Raw genomic sequence first — 14,677 nt, forward strand, 5'->3', positions numbered from 1 at the left:
CCGGATTTCCCGTTTACGCCCGTGAGCCCTGTCTGCGAATCTGTCTCTATCGGAGGCCTTTCTGTCCGCTCCTGAAAACTTCTGGCGCCCTCGGGCCGCCTCCCTTGAAGATCCCCTTTACTATCTGGGCAACTTCCGAACAGTTCTGAGCTGGGTGTATGGTTACCACGCAGACCTCCTGCTCACGGATGAGGTCGAGCGGATCAGAGCATTTCAGCAATTGCCCTGGCCATCCCAGGCCCTGCTTGCCCGCCTGGTTATGCGCACCGGAGATGTCTTCCGGACCGGAAAGCTGCAGTATTCCGAGCTTGAGTGCCCGATGGATCAGGCCACCGGTCCCCTCCTGCGGGGAGGATGGCTTGATTCGAACCCTCTACTAACCCTGGACACGCTTTTTCGCCTGCTGTCCAGAGCCGAGTGTCTGGAAGCATTTGGTGCCCGGTTAGAGAACAGGGGCGTTTCCCACAAGGCGACCAAAAAGGTCTTATACGAAGCTCTGGCAGACCGGTACCAGCAGGCCGATACCCTTGCCAACTGGTGGCCCGAGGCACCGGACCGCGTGGTGGAGCTGACCTGTAGCGGATTTTTCCGGCGCCTGCGGCTCATGTTCTTCGGCAACCTGCGGCAGGACTGGTCTGAATTCGTGCTGGCGGAGCTGGGCTACCAGAATTACGAAACCGTGCTTTTTAGCCCGCAGTCCAGGGCTTTTCAGCATCGGAGCGAGGTGGATATCTACCTGCACCTTCAGGATTGCCGTGACCGGCTTGAGAGCGGTGAGGCGGCCGCGAGTGTCTGGCCGGAGATTCCCTGCGCCGTGACTGATAACCCCTGGCTGGAGAGCCGGCGTGGGCGCCTGCTTTTTGAACTTGGCAGGTTGGCGGAGCGTGCGGGGAACCCCGATCTTGCCCTGCAGGCCTGGCGTGAAAGTCGCCATCGCGAAGCCCGGCTCCGCCAGTTGCGCCTGATGGAGCGCAGGGGTGAATACGAACAGGCCTGGGCGCTTGCCACGGAGGCGGTGGAAGATCCCCGCACCGGAGCGGAGAGCCGTGGCCTGGCGCGGCTGCTCCATCGGCTTGGCAAAAAGGTCGGCGCGCCGTCTGGCACTTCTTCCCGGCCGCCGCAGATTCCGCGGCTGGATCTGTGTCTGGCGAAGCCGGCTGCGAGTTCGGTGGAGTGGGCAGTTCTTGAGCATCTTTCGGAGCCGGGCGCGCCGGTTTTCTATGTGGAGAACATGCTCGTCAATGGCCTGTTCGCCCTTCTGTGCTGGCCAGCTCTATACGCGCCTCTGCCTGGCGCCTTTTTTCATCCATTTCATGCCGCGCCCGCCGATCTTCACCGCGAGGACTTTGTCAGCCGGCGCTCAGAGCTCTTCGAAGACTGCCTCGCGAGCCTCGACAGCGGACTGTACCGGGAGAGGATTCTTGCCACCTGGGCTGAAAAACAGGGCACCGCATCCCCCTTTCTGCACTGGTCGTTGCTGACCCGGGAGGTGATTGGCATGGCCCTGGACTGCATTCCGGCAAAGCATCTGAGGGCCTGCTTCGAACGCATGCTGGACGACCTCAAAACCCATCGCAGCGGATTGCCGGATCTGGTCCAGTTCCGGCCTGGCCGGCGGGAGTACCGGCTGATTGAGGTCAAGGGCCCCGGCGACCGCCTGCAGGATCATCAGCGCCAGTGGCTGGAATTTGGCATGGAGCAGGGCATTGACCTGGCTGTGTGCTACGTGACCTGGCAGGACGAACCCTGATGCGGGTCGCGGTGAGAACCCTGTGCGAATTTGCCGCCAGGGAAGGCGACCTGGACCATCGCTATACCCCATCGCCATCCTCTGACGAGGGCCGGCAGGGCCACCAGAAGGTTCAGGCACGTCGTGGGCCGGGTTACCGGCCGGAAGAGAAGCTGGAAGGGGAGTGTGGTGGTCTTTTTCTGGCTGGCCGTGCCGATGGTTATGACCCGGCCGGCACCCGGCTGGAAGAGATCAAGACTCATCGCGGGGATCTGTCCCGGCTATCGCCAGCTCAGCAGGCGCTGCACTGGGCCCAGCTCCGGTCCTATGGCGCGCTACTCTGCCGCCGGGAAGGGCTGGCCTCCATTGAGCTGGCGCTGGTGTATTACGATATCGGGCGTGATAGGGAAACCTGTCTTGCAGAGACAGCCAGCGCCGGCGATTTGTGGTCGCGGCTGGAGCTTCTCTGTGACGCCTACCGGGAGTGGGCCGCGCAGGAGAACCAGCACCGGGAAGCACGAGACCAGGCTCTGGCAAAGCTGCGCTTTCCCTTCGGGGAGTTCCGTGGCGGCCAGCGGCCACTGGCAGAATCCGTGTTCCGCGCGGTCTGCCGTAATGAAACCCTGATGCTGCAGGCCCCCACCGGGCTCGGAAAAACTCTTGGTACCCTCTTTCCCGCCCTTATGGCCATGCCGCGTCAGTCGGTGGACCGACTGTTCTTTCTGACCGCCCGCACCACCGGCCGCAGGCTGGCACTGGATGGAATGGCCAGAATAAGCCAGACCCAGAAGGAGCCTGTGCCCATCCGTGTGCTGGAGCTGGCCGCCAAAGCCCATGCCTGTGAAAATCCGGACCTGGCCTGTCACGGGGAATCCTGCCCCCTGGCCCGGGGATTTTTCGACCGCCTCCCGGCTGCCCGGCAGGCCGCAGTGAATACAGGCGCCATGCTGGACCAGCCGACACTGAGGGAGGTTGCCCTGGGCCATCAGATCTGCCCCTATTTTCTGGGCCAGGAAATGGCCCGCTGGTGCGATCTGGTCGTCGGCGATGTAAATCATTACTTCGACCAGAGCGCCCTGTTGCATGGGCTCACCCGACAGAATGACTGGCGCGTCACCCTGCTGATTGACGAAGCCCACAACCTGGTCAACCGGGCCAGGGCCATGTACAGCGCAGAGCTGAATCAGCAGCGTTTGCTGGCCGTTAAACGCCGGGCTCCACCTGAACTCCGGCAGCCGCTGCAGCGGGTAGTCCGTCAATGGCAGGCGCTGTTCAACCACCCGGATCGTCCTGCGCTGTCACCTTCAGAGAAGACAGCGCCCCTGCGTCTTGAGTTTCCGCCCGGAGATTTCATTGGAGCGCTCAGTGGCCTGGTGACCGCCATCACGGATTATCTCACTGATCATCCGGCTGATGCGGAGCTTCAGGAGCTGATGTTCGAGGCACTGGGTTATACCCGGCTGGCGGAACACTTCGGGGACCATTCCATCTGTGAACTGAGCCGGCATGGCCGGGGCCGGGCAAAACTGTCGATCCTGAATCTGATACCGGCTGATTTCCTCGCCCCCCGGTTTGAGAGCGCCCAGAGTTGCATGCTCTTTTCCGCCACGCTGACGCCACCCCTTTATCACCGCGATCTGCTGGGCCTGCCTGATACAACCTGCTGGCGGGAAGTGGACAGTCCCTTCTCGGCCAGCCAGTTGCAGGTTCACCTTGCCTCCGGAATCAGCACGCGGCTGCAGGACCGCGAAGCCTCGCTGGCACCGATTGTGGAACTGATGACCCGTCATTACCGGGCGAGGCCGGGCAATTATATTGCCTATTTCAGCAGCTTTGCCTACCTGAATTCGGTGATTGCGCGGTTTCGCGAGGAGGCTCCGGACATTGAAATCCGGGCCCAGGTCCCCGGCATGTCCACGGAACAGCGGCACGACTTTGTCGCAGGGTTTGCCAGTGGCGGACGGGGCATTGGTTTCGCCGTTTTGGGAGGCGTATTTGCCGAAGGTATCGACCTGCCCGGGGAGCGCCTGGTGGGCGCGTTTGTGGCCACCCTGGGACTGCCACCCTTTGACAGCCGGAATGAGACCATGCGCCAGCGGCTACAGGCGCGTTTTGGCGAGGGTTACGAGTACACTTACCTTTACCCCGGAATTGAGAAGGTGATTCAGGCCGCAGGCCGGGTAATCCGCACACCGACGGACGAGGGAACCATCGTCCTGATCGATGACCGTTTTACCCGTCCGGAAGTGCGCCGGCTTTTGCCAAAATGGTGGTTTGACCAGGAATCCCCCGACACCTGAACAATGCAAATCCCGCCTGGATTTGCTTAAGTGAAGAGAAGCACCCCAGCAGTGGATACAGTGTCATGGGGCCCTTCAACAACAGAGGCAACTCTTACAGGGAACATCTTCATCATGCTGCGCTTACCCTCGATTGTTCTTTCTGCATCCGCCGTCTTTCTGCTGGCTGGCTGCGGTGATACCGCAAAACTGCCAGTGGAGGCAGGCTTCGGCCCGGACCCGGTTCTGCCACCGCCCAACAAGACCCTGATCCCCACCGTGAATATCGCGCCAGCGAAGGGCTGGCCCTCTGGTGCCATGCCTGTGGCCACCGAGGGAACGAAGGTTGTTCCCTTTGCCGATGGCCTGGACCATCCGCGGTGGCTGTATGTCCTGCCTAATGGGGATGTGCTGGTGGCCGAATCCAATCGGCCCCCAAAAGAACAAGGCGGTTTCAAAAACTGGATTGCAGGCTGGATCATGGAAAAGGCCGGCGCCGGCGGTGAGAGCGCTGACCGGATTACGCTTCTGCGGGACTCGGACGGAGATGGAGTTGCGGACAGACAGTCAGTGTTTCTGGAAAACCTGCACTCACCGTTTGGCATGGCCCTGATAGGCAACGATTTTTACGTGGCCAATACGGATGCCGTGGTGAGGTTTCCCTACCAGGAAGGTCAGGCCAGTATTACTGCGACGGGTGAAAAAGTAGCGGACCTGCCCGCCGGCCCCATCAACCACCACTGGACGAAGAGTCTCATCGCCAGCCCGGATGGTGAAAAGCTGTATGTCGGGGTGGGCTCCAACAGCAACGTGGGAGAGAACGGTCTTGATGTTGAAGAGGGCCGGGCGGCCATTCAGGAAATTGATTTGGCCAGCGGTGAGATCCGGGTTTTTGCTAGCGGCCTGAGAAATCCGGTTGGTCTGGCGTGGGAGCCCAAAACCGGCGTCCTCTGGACCGCCGTCAACGAACGGGACGAGATTGGCAGTGACCTTGTGCCGGATTACATGGCTTCTGTGGAAGACGGCGACTTCTACGGCTGGCCCTGGAGCTACTATGGGCAGATTCTCGACACCCGGGTGAAACCCCAGAAGCCGGAACTGGTAAAAACCGCACTGATTCCGGATTACGCCCTCGGCGCCCACACGGCCTCCCTCGGGCTGAGTAATGCTGTGGGCAACACCCTGCCGGAGCGGTTCAGTGAGGGCATGTTCGTTGGCCAGCACGGCTCCTGGAACCGTCGGCCTCACAGTGGTTACAAGGTTATTTTCATTCCCTTCCGGGACGGTGCGCCAGCAGGGGAACCTCTGGATGTACTGACCGGATTTCTGAGCGAAGAAGAGGAAGCCTTTGGCCGCCCGGTCGGTGTGGTGGTGGACAATGCCGGTGGTCTGCTGGTGGCAGATGATGTGGGCAACATCATCTGGCGGGTCAGTCGGGCTGGTGGCGACTGACCGGGACCCCGGGGATTTTACATCCGACGCAGATCTGCACCACAATAAAATTCAGGCAGCTTCACATTACACCCTGAAGTCGCCGGCCTGGACCGGCGAGGGTGTCACTTCGTTCCAAGGAGGTTCTTATGCTCGACGTGGAGATCGATGACACCACTGGCATTGTTACCCTGAGTCCGGGAGACGCCCTGACAAAGGAAGATTTTGAGTATGCCGCCCAGCGGGTGGACGACTATCTGGAAAAAGCCGGAGAGGTCAAAGGCATGATCGTCAGCACGCGCAAGTTCCCCGGCTGGGAGTCCTTTGGTGCCATGCTTACCCATTTGCGCTTTATCCGGGAGCATCACCGGGACGTGGAAAAAGTGGCGATGGTAACGGATTCCCCCATCGGTGAAGTTGGGGAAAAGGTCGCCGGCCATTTCGTGTCAGCGGAAGTCCGTCACTTTCCGTTCGACGACCTTAAAGACGCCAGGAAGTGGATCCGGGAGGGATGACCATCAGGCCGGGATAAGTGATTCCCGGCCTTCAGACCTTTACCAGCAGAGGAAATGGATAGCCCTCAGTGCAGCGACGAGGGACTGTCCTCTTCCACATCGGCCATGGTGTCTTCTGTTGGCACCGCTATGCCGCGCTGGACCGCAGGACGGGACTCGACCCGCTCAAGCCAGCTCAGAAGAGGCTTCATGGCCTCAATGGCGTCTTTGTCCTCGCCTTCCCGCAGCGCGGTTATGGCATACTTGGCTCTCGGGTAGTTCGCAATGTCGGCGATGCTGTATTCCATGCCCGCGAGATAAGGGTGAAATCCGAGGCGTCCGTTGAGAACTTCCAGCAGGCGCAGCACTTCGTCGCGGTAGCGCTTTTTGGCGAAGGGCACGGATTCCGGAGCCTCATTTTCAAAATAGAACATCTGGTCTGTCATCGGCCGCAGATGGCTGGCCTCGAAAAATGTCCAGACAATGGCTTCATTGCGCGGAATCACGTCTTTGGGCAGCAGCTTGCCGGTTTTTTCCGCGAGGTAAAAGAGAATGGCCCCCGGCTCGAAGACCCGATCCACATCGCTGTTGTTATCAACGAGAACGGGAACCTCGCCGTTGGGGCTGAGTGCACGAAAGTCCGTGATGTTCTGCTCGCCACTGGTGATGTCCACCGGATTGACGCAGTAGTTGGCATCCAGCTCTTCCAGCATGATGGATGCCTTGTAGCTTTCCGCGCTTTTCCAGGCGTAGAGATCGTACATATCCTGTCTCCTTTTTTTGAGTAAACCTCTCTCCTGAAACATCGATCTGAAAGGCTGGATTTCAAGGGGCTGGCGCTCCTTATTCGGGATTTCTTCCGGAGGCGCCGTTGCACGGTGTCTGCACAGGAGCCATTTTGGTATGGTCAAAGGAGGAGATATCTGGACAGGAGCCCCCTTGGACATCATCGAGCCCGCCGCCTGGTCACTGCTGGACAGCATCGCCGTTTTTGCCGGCTGCGCTCTGGCAATTGCGCTGCTCGGGACACGGATTACCGGAGTGGTGGATCAGCTTGCTGACCGCACGGGCATTGGAGAAGCGGTAGCGGGTGCGGTTTTACTGGGTGCCTCGACATCCCTGTCAGGTTCCGTGCTTTCAGTCACTGCAGCATGGAAGGGGAATCCTGAACTGGCTGTGAGTAATGCCCTGGGTGGTATAGCCGTCCAGACCCTGTTTCTGGTGGTGGCAGACTTGGTATACCGTCGGGCCAACCTGGAGCATGCGGCCGCCTCGGCGCCGAATATGCTGCAGAATGCCCTGCTTATTGCGCTGCTCGGTCTGATCATGCTCGCACCGCTGCTGCCGGATGTGACTCTGTGGGGTGTGCATCCGGTAACGCCCATTCTGCTCATGTCCTACGTGTACGGCATTCATCTGGTTCGGGGAGCTCGTAGTTATCCGATGTGGCGACCTTCTCGCACCGCCGAGACGCGGGAGGACACGCCGGAGGATCTGTCCACCGTGCCGGCTCTGCCCAGGCTGTGCGTGGAGTTTGTGCTGCTGATGCTGGGGCTTGGTATGGCGGGCTGGCTGCTGGAGCCGGCGGCCAACAATATCGCCATCAAGACGGGGCTCAGTCAGACCGCTGTCGGCGTACTGCTGACTGCTGTCAGTACCTCGATTCCGGAGCTTGTGACTTCCATAGCAGCGGTAAGACGGGGGGCGCTCACCCTTGCGGTGGGCGGCATTATCGGGGGTAACGCTTTCGATACCCTGTTCACTGCTGCTTCCGATATCGCCTATCGGCCCGGGTCGATCTATCATGCCATGGCCGATGATGCCCGGCTGTGGGTGGCTCTGACCCTTATCATGTCTGCCATTCTGATGATTGGACTGTTGCGCCGGGAGGAAAAAGGCCCTGCCGGCATCGGCTTTGAGAGCGTTGCCATCGTGGTTCTGTACTTTACCGGGGTTACGCTGCTGCTGAGCGAGGGTTAAACCGCCGACCGGCGGTCCTGTCTTGCAGTTAAACGGCCTTTCAACCGCGGTCGCTTTCAAGCACAGTGTGCCACCTGCTCCAGATCCAGATTTCCCCCGGTTACAATCAGGGCAGTTGGCACATCGTCTGCCAGGTTGATTCCGCCTTCGATAATGACAGCCAGGCCGACGCTGGCACCAGGCTCCACGTAGAGCCTCGCCTCCGTGAGCAGTCGCTTTGTGGCCTCGCGGATAGCCGCTTCGGAAACAGTCAGGATCCGGTCCACTACCTGTCGGGACGCTTCATAGGTATAATCCCCTACCACAGCGGGTGCCAGGCTGGCCGCCCAGGTGTCGACTGTTGCCAGGCTGGCACTGGCATCTTCGTGTTGCCAGGCATTGGCCATGGTTGCTGCGCCTTCCGGCTCGACGCCAATGAGTTCAATATCCGGGCGTTTCCCCTTGATGGCGAGGCCCAGGCCGGAGATCAGGCCCCCTCCGCCAATGGGGCAGAGGATCCGTTTGATGTCAGGTTGCTGGCGCAGGAGTTCGAGGCCAAGGGTTCCCTGGCCCGCCATGATGCGGACATCGTTGTAGGGGTGCACGAGAGTGAAACCCTGCTGATCGCGGAGCTCATGGCAATGGGCCAGGGCCTCCTGGATAGTACCGCCGACCGTGACCCGGGCACCCAGGCTTTCGGTGAGACGTATTTTGAGAGGACTTGATCCTTTTGGCATGACCACCTGGAGGGGGGACCCCTTCTGCGCCGCAGCCCAGGCCAGGGCAATGGCATGATTGCCGGCCGAGATGGTTATCAGGCCAGGCTCCAGTTCTGCTTCACTGGCGGTGAGCATCCAGTTGAGGGCGCCGCGGGCCTTGAAGCTGCCGGTTCTTTGCAGGTTTTCACATTTGAGCCACAGAGGGTGGCCAAATGAAACGTCGAGGTCAGGGACCCGGAGCACTGGAGTTTCAGAAATCCAGGGCCGGATCCGCTGCTCGGCTGATGCAATGATGTGTTCATCGGGCAGGGCTGATCTGGTCATGGCAGGTCCTCTGGTCAGTTGTTGCCGGATGGTCCGGCCTGTCAGCAGGCTGGCTAACATGCGTGGTATTTACGTGTAACAATGAGACCCGAACAGCCGTCAATCAAGTGCTGTTCCCCGGATCACGAGCCGGCAGGCACGGAGTGACATCATTCCAGGCTTGCTGGAACCTTTGTCTGACTCTGTGGGGTCAGGCTTTGCAGGAGGAACTATTGAACATGAAACTTGGGATTCCGAAGGAGATCTTCGAGGGGGAGCGGCGAGTTGCCGCCACGCCATCCTCGGTGCAAAAGCTGATGAAACTCGGCTATGAAGTCGTCGTTGAAACAGGGGCCGGCGATGCTGCCCACTACGATGACGAGTCATACCGTTCAGCAGGGGCATCCGTCGCCAAAGATGCTGAGTCACTCTGGGGCGAGGCAGATTTCATTCTGAAAGTCCGTGCGCCCATGGAGAACCCGGAGCTCGGGAAGCACGAAATCGACCTGATGAAGGAGGGCGCTTTCCTGGCCGGCTTTATATGGCCGGCCCAGAACCCGGATCTGCTCAAGCAACTGGCGGACAAAAAGGTCACTACATTCGCTATCGACAGCCTGCCCCGCATCAGCCGTGCCCAGAAAATGGATGCCCTGAGTGCAATGGGCAACATTGGTGGCTACCGGGCGGTTATCGAGGCGGCCAACCACTTCGGACGGTTTTTCACCGGGCAGGTCACAGCTGCAGGCAAGGTGCCACCAGCCAAGGTCATGATCATCGGCGCGGGTGTTGCTGGTCTGGCGGCGATTGGCGCGGCCAACAGCATGGGTGCCATCGTCCGCGCCTTTGATACCCGCCTTGAGGTCAAAGAGCAGGTTGAAAGCATGGGCGCCGAATTCCTTGAGCTGGATTTCGGTGACGAGGAAGGCAGCGGATCCGGCGGTTACGCCAAGCAGATGAGCGACGAGTTCATCAAGGCGGAAATGGCCCTGTTTGCAGAACAGGCCGAAGAAGTAGACATCATCATTACCACCGCCCTGATTCCGGGCAAGCCGGCACCCAGGCTGATCACCGAGGACATGGTCAAGACCATGAAACCGGGCAGTGTGATTGTGGACCTTGCGGCTGAGCGCGGCGGCAACTGTGAACTGACCGAGCCAGGCAAGGTGGTTGAGAAGCACGGCGTCACCCTTATCGGCTATACCGATCTGCCCAGCCGCATGGCAAAGGTCTCCAGTGATCTCTATTCCACCAACCTTGCCCATCTGATGTCCGAACTGACGCCGGAAAAGGATGGCAAGCCGGAAGTGAATATGGACGACACGGTCATCCGGGGCGTCACCGTGGTGAAGGAAAAAGACGTCACCTGGCCGCCACCCCAGCCCGAAGCGCCGGCAAAGCCCAAGGCTCCGGAACCCAAAAAAGAGGTTTCCGCGGCCGAAAAAGAAGCTGCAGAAAAGAAAGCGGCCCGCAGCCAGGCGATCGGCAAGGCGGTTCTTCTGGTGGTTACCGTTGCGGCTCTCTACGGAGTGGGTGCATACGCTCCCGAGAGCTTCCTCAGCCACTTTACGGTTTTCGTGCTGGCGTGCTTCATCGGCTGGCAGGTGATCTGGAACGTGACACCCTCCCTGCATACGCCTCTGATGAGCGTAACCAATGCGATCAGCGGCATCATTGTCATAGGCGCTCTGTTGCATCTGGCCCAGGCTGAAAATCTGGCGGTGGGGATCATGTCGTTCGTGGCGGTGTTCATCGCAACCATCAATATAGCGGGTGGGTTCCGGGTAACCCATCGCATGCTCAAAATGTTCCGCAAGTAGGAGAGGCCAGCATGAGTGCAGGACTAGTAAGCGTGGCCTACGTAGTGGCCAGTATTCTGTTTATTCTCAGCCTGGGCGGCCTCAGCCACCAGGAATCCGCCCGGCGCGGTAACATCTATGGTGTCGTGGGTATCATCATTGCCGTGGTGGCCACAGTGGCTGCCGTGGGTGTCAATGACATGGTCACCATCGTGATTGCGATGCTTCTGGGTGCCAGTGTCGGCATTCCCGTTGCCAACAAGGTACAGATGACGCAGATGCCGCAGCTTGTGGCACTTCTTCACAGCTTTGTGGGCCTTGCAGCGGTTCTGGTGGGCTTCTCCGGTTATATCGAGCCACTGAAGGCAACCACCGGCACCGAGCATACCATCCACCTGGTGGAGGTTTTCCTTGGTATTTTCATCGGTGCCGTGACCTTTACCGGCTCCCTGGTGGCTGCTGGCAAGCTGGATGGCCGGATTGATGCCAAGGCACTGACACTGCCGGGCCGGCATCTGATGAACCTGGTGGCCATTATCGCCTCCGTGCTTCTCGGCGCCTGGTTTCTGGGTACGGACAGCCTGGCGATTGGTCTGACAGCCCTGGTGATCATGACCCTGATTGCTGCGGTGCTTGGCGTGCACCTGATCATGGCCATCGGCGGCGCCGACATGCCGGTGGTAGTGTCCATGCTCAACAGCTACTCGGGATGGGCGGCAGCCTCCATCGGCTTCATGCTGGGCAATGACCTCCTGATTGTGGTCGGGGCACTGGTAGGCAGCAGCGGCGCTATCCTGAGCTACATCATGTGCAAGGCGATGAACCGCTCGTTTGTCAGCGTAATCCTTGGCGGCTTTGGCCAGACCAGCAGCAGCTCTGCTGCGGCGGAAGGTGATCAGACAGTCCATGAAACCACTGCGGACGAGCTGAGTGAAGAGCTGCTGAATGCCAACTCCGTGGTCATTGTGCCGGGTTACGGCATGGCGGTTGCCCAGGCACAGAACTCCGTGAGCGAAATAACCAAGCTGCTGCGTGAGAAGGGCGTAACCGTGCGCTTTGGCATCCACCCGGTAGCGGGACGGCTGCCCGGTCACATGAACGTTTTGCTGGCCGAAGCCCATGTGCCCTACGACATAGTGCTGGAAATGGACGAGATCAATGAGGATCTGCCTGGAACCGATGTGGTGCTGGTCATAGGTGCCAACGACACGGTTAACCCGGCCGCAGCGGAAGACCCGGCAAGCCCGATTGCCGGCATGCCTGTGCTGGAAGTCTGGAAGGCGCGGCAGGTTGTGGTTCTCAAGCGCGGCATGGCCACCGGTTATGCCGGCGTGGAGAACCCGCTGTTCTTCAAGGACAACACCTACATGCTGTTTGGTGATGCGAGGGAGAGCGTCGACAAAATCCTCGGGGCCCTGCGCGCGTCCTGAATCTGCCTGGTGTCCCGCCTGGCTGATTCGCTCACCAGTCTGGATACCAGACCCCGGCTTTTCAGAGCCGGGGTTTCTTCTCTCAATCTGACCTCTCCAGCCTCTTTGCTCCTCCTGTAACTCTCTCTTTGTCAGACCGCAACGGGGGGAACCCCGATCAACCACTGGTGCAGCCAGAGCACAAAGGCAAGGTACAGGCCCAGACCGGTGATTACGGCGATCGCGTCGTTCGCGGACCCCTCAGGGATGGCAGGGTGGCTTTGCGGTGAACGGAACTTCAGGGATATGCGATCAGCAACTGCCCAGGCCAGGAACGAGCCAAAGAGTATGACGTCTGCAAGAGCGCCGTTGGCTAGCAGATGGCCCAGAGCCCAGAGTTTGACCGCTATCAGCATGGGGTTTTTGACGGCCCGGCTGATACGGCCCGGAAAATAGGTGGCAACCAGCAGGGGGAAGACAGGTAGAAGTAAAATCATTGCCAGGTGACCGAGCCAGGCCGGAGGCGTATAGATGATCGTGGGGTCCAGCCTGGCCATGCCGTAACCCTTGATCATCAGAACCAGCCCGGCCAGTGCAATCAGGCTGTAAACAGCCTTGAAACGTAGCTTTCCGTGCTGCTCCACCATTCGGTGACGCCAGGGCTCATTGACGATGGATATGGAATGGACTGCAAAAAAAAGGACAACACCTGCGATTAACAGACTCATGAACACACTCCCTGTCAGTTTTCGGATTAATGATTAACTGTAGCGGCCCCAGCCACGCTGCCAAAGCCCTTTATGTGATCTGCCTGGCGATATTGGCAGGATATTCCAAAACTGTCCCTTTTTGCTGGCACCGCTCGCTGTTTTTATGGTGCCGGGGGCGTTAGAGTGCAAAACAGGTGAGATTGCCTGCTCATATCAACAATAAGAACGGGATTAGCATGACATCTGAAACGGATTATATCGTCATAGGAGGTGGCTCGGCTGGCTGTGTGCTGGCGGGCCGGTTGAGTGAAGATTCAGATACCTCAGTAACCCTGCTGGAAGCAGGGAGCGGAAATGCTAGCCACTGGCTGGTTACCGCACCAGCGGCCGTGGTGCTGACAGTGCCAAGAAAGGTCAATAACTGGGGGTTCGAAACTGTACCTCAACCCGGGCTGAATGGCCGCAGAGGCTACCAGCCGCGGGGCAAGGTTCTCGGGGGCTCTTCAGCAATCAACGCGATGGCCTATATCCGCGGCCACCGCAAAGACTATGACCACTGGGCCGAGCTCGGCAACACCGGCTGGTCCTTCGATGACGTTCTTCCCTGGTTCAAGCGTTCCGAGTGCAATCACGACATCGACAATGACTGGCATGGCAGGGAAGGGCCTCTCAGTGTCAGCGGACTTCGGAGTGACAACCCTTTTCAGCAACACTACCTTGATGCCGCCCGGGAGGCAGGCTATCCGTTAAATGACGACTTTAACGGCCCCGAGCAGGAAGGTATCGGCCTGTATCAGGTAACTCAGGAAAACGGGGAACGCTGGAGCAGTTACCGGGGTTATCTGGAGCCTCATCTGGGCACCCGCAGCAACCTGAGGGTGGAGACGGGAGCCCTTACCCGCCGCATTCTGTTCAGTGGCAAACGGGCAGTAGGAGTGGAGTACAGCCAGAACGGCAAAACCCACCAGCTCAGGGCGAGAAAGGAAGTTCTGTTGTCTGCCGGTGCCCTGCAGTCGCCCCAGATTCTAATGCTCTCTGGCATCGGCGACACGGGGGAACTGAGCAGCCATGGCATCCCCGCGATCCACCATTTGCCTGGTGTGGGCAAGAACCTGCAGGACCATCCGGACTTCATTTTTGCCTACAAGGCGAAGGACGACAATCTGCTGGGTTTCTCCCTCAAGGGCGGCGCCCATCTGTTAAACCAGATACGCCGGTATCGGAAGGACCGCCGGGGGCTGGTGACCTCCAACTTCGCCGAGGGTGGAGGTTTTCTCAAGACCCGGCCGGAGCTGGATGCACCCAATATCCAGCTGCACTTTGTCATTGCGCTGGTGGACAATCATGCCCGAACTCTTCATTCCGGGCATGGCTTCTCCTGTCACGTCTGCCTGCTTCGGCCGCGAAGCGCTGGCAGTGTCTGGCTGAAGGATGCCGACCCCGAGTCTCCTCCGATGATTGATCCGGCCTTTTTCAGTGATCCGGAGGACCTGGAAGACATGGTGGAAGGCTACCGGATGACCGAGCGCCTGATGAAGGCGCCACCTCTGGGACGTTTTATCACAAAGGACATTTTTACCGATCATGTCCGCACTGAAGACGACATCCGGGATATTCTGCGTGAGCGGTCAGACACCGTCTACCATCCTGTGGGCACCTGCCGGATGGGAACGGGCGATGATGCTGTGGTTGATCCGGAGTTACGGGTTCATGGGCTGGAAGGCCTGCGAGTGGTGGATGCATCCATCATGCCGAGGATTATCGGTGGCAATACTAATGCACCGACCATCATGATTGCGGAAAAGGCCGCGGATATGATTCGCGGCGCCGCTTGAACCCCCGGTCTGA

11 protein-coding genes are annotated in these 14,677 nt (G+C 59.5%); 8 read left to right on the forward strand and 3 right to left on the reverse strand.

Going from position 1 to position 14,677, the window contains the following annotated elements:
• The first annotated feature begins 154 nt into the window (after positions 1-154).
• From LG327_RS09685 to LG327_RS09700, 4 genes are all read left to right on the forward strand, one after another.
• Complete coding sequence (locus LG327_RS09685; RefSeq protein ID WP_404369052.1) at positions 155-1,750, forward strand: VRR-NUC domain-containing protein; 1,596 nt, start codon at positions 155-157, stop codon at positions 1,748-1,750.
• Positions 1,750-4,029 (forward strand): ATP-dependent DNA helicase, encoded by a 2,280-nt coding sequence (locus LG327_RS09690; RefSeq protein WP_404369054.1) that lies wholly within the window; start codon positions 1,750-1,752, stop codon positions 4,027-4,029. Before LG327_RS09685 ends, LG327_RS09690 begins: the two co-directional genes overlap by 1 nt.
• A 114-nt stretch (positions 4,030-4,143) precedes the next feature.
• Positions 4,144-5,460 (forward strand): PQQ-dependent sugar dehydrogenase, encoded by a 1,317-nt coding sequence (locus LG327_RS09695; RefSeq protein WP_404369057.1) that lies wholly within the window; start codon positions 4,144-4,146, stop codon positions 5,458-5,460.
• 128 nt (positions 5,461-5,588) lie between these two features.
• A complete protein-coding gene (locus LG327_RS09700) occupies positions 5,589-5,954 on the forward strand; it encodes an STAS/SEC14 domain-containing protein (protein ID WP_404369059.1) in 366 nt (121 codons plus the stop codon).
• A 65-nt stretch (positions 5,955-6,019) separates the two neighbouring features.
• Here the strand turns inward: LG327_RS09700 and LG327_RS09705 are convergent, their stop codons facing one another.
• Positions 6,020-6,697, reverse strand: a complete 678-nt coding sequence (locus LG327_RS09705; RefSeq protein ID WP_404369062.1) for a glutathione S-transferase family protein — start codon at positions 6,695-6,697, stop codon at positions 6,020-6,022.
• 175 nt (positions 6,698-6,872) lie between these two features.
• On the opposite strand from LG327_RS09705, the gene LG327_RS09710 reads away from it, so the two are divergent.
• Entirely contained in the window at positions 6,873-7,913 is a 1,041-nt protein-coding gene (locus LG327_RS09710; RefSeq protein WP_404369065.1) for a sodium:calcium antiporter, read from the forward strand.
• Positions 7,914-7,969: 56 nt separating this feature from the next.
• Here LG327_RS09710 and LG327_RS09715 read toward each other — a convergent pair whose 3' ends face one another.
• A complete protein-coding gene (locus LG327_RS09715) occupies positions 7,970-8,935 on the reverse strand; it encodes a threonine/serine dehydratase (protein WP_404369068.1) in 966 nt (321 codons plus the stop codon).
• Between the two features lie 218 nt (positions 8,936-9,153).
• Between LG327_RS09715 and LG327_RS09720 the strand changes: the two genes are divergently transcribed.
• Complete coding sequence (locus LG327_RS09720; protein WP_404369071.1) at positions 9,154-10,731, forward strand: Re/Si-specific NAD(P)(+) transhydrogenase subunit alpha; 1,578 nt, start codon at positions 9,154-9,156, stop codon at positions 10,729-10,731.
• A gap of 11 nt (positions 10,732-10,742) precedes the next feature.
• Positions 10,743-12,140 (forward strand): Re/Si-specific NAD(P)(+) transhydrogenase subunit beta, encoded by a 1,398-nt coding sequence (gene pntB / locus LG327_RS09725; protein ID WP_404369078.1) that lies wholly within the window; start codon positions 10,743-10,745, stop codon positions 12,138-12,140.
• 131 nt (positions 12,141-12,271) lie between these two features.
• Here the strand turns inward: pntB and LG327_RS09730 are convergent, their stop codons facing one another.
• The gene (locus LG327_RS09730) at positions 12,272-12,847 is read right to left on the reverse strand and encodes an NnrU family protein (RefSeq protein WP_404369081.1); all 576 of its coding nucleotides are present in this window, start codon (positions 12,845-12,847) and stop codon (positions 12,272-12,274) included.
• Between the two features lie 218 nt (positions 12,848-13,065).
• Here LG327_RS09730 and LG327_RS09735 point away from each other — a divergent pair, with 218 nt between their 5' ends.
• On the forward strand, positions 13,066-14,664 hold the full coding sequence (locus tag LG327_RS09735) for a GMC family oxidoreductase (RefSeq protein ID WP_404369083.1): 1,599 nt from the start codon (positions 13,066-13,068) through the stop codon (positions 14,662-14,664).
• The last annotated feature ends 13 nt before the right edge of the window (positions 14,665-14,677 follow it).

The organism is Marinobacter sp. (assembly GCF_044799475.1).
Lineage (GTDB): Bacteria > Pseudomonadota > Gammaproteobacteria > Pseudomonadales > Oleiphilaceae > Marinobacter.

Excerpts from the sequence above, each read along its gene's own strand:
- LG327_RS09715 (WP_404369068.1), bottom strand. The coding sequence starts at position 8,935 with ATGACCAGATCAGCCCTGCCCGATGAACACATCATTGCATCAGCCGAG.
- LG327_RS09730 (WP_404369081.1), bottom strand. The coding sequence starts at position 12,847 with ATGAGTCTGTTAATCGCAGGTGTTGTCCTTTTTTTTGCAGTCCATTCC.
- LG327_RS09700 (WP_404369059.1), top strand. The coding sequence starts at position 5,589 with ATGCTCGACGTGGAGATCGATGACACCACTGGCATTGTTACCCTGAGT.
- pntB (WP_404369078.1), top strand. The coding sequence starts at position 10,743 with ATGAGTGCAGGACTAGTAAGCGTGGCCTACGTAGTGGCCAGTATTCTG.
- LG327_RS09695 (WP_404369057.1), top strand. The coding sequence starts at position 4,144 with ATGCTGCGCTTACCCTCGATTGTTCTTTCTGCATCCGCCGTCTTTCTG.
- LG327_RS09720 (WP_404369071.1), top strand. The coding sequence starts at position 9,154 with ATGAAACTTGGGATTCCGAAGGAGATCTTCGAGGGGGAGCGGCGAGTT.
- LG327_RS09690 (WP_404369054.1), top strand. The coding sequence starts at position 1,750 with ATGCGGGTCGCGGTGAGAACCCTGTGCGAATTTGCCGCCAGGGAAGGC.
- LG327_RS09735 (WP_404369083.1), top strand. The coding sequence starts at position 13,066 with ATGACATCTGAAACGGATTATATCGTCATAGGAGGTGGCTCGGCTGGC.
- LG327_RS09705 (WP_404369062.1), bottom strand. The coding sequence starts at position 6,697 with ATGTACGATCTCTACGCCTGGAAAAGCGCGGAAAGCTACAAGGCATCC.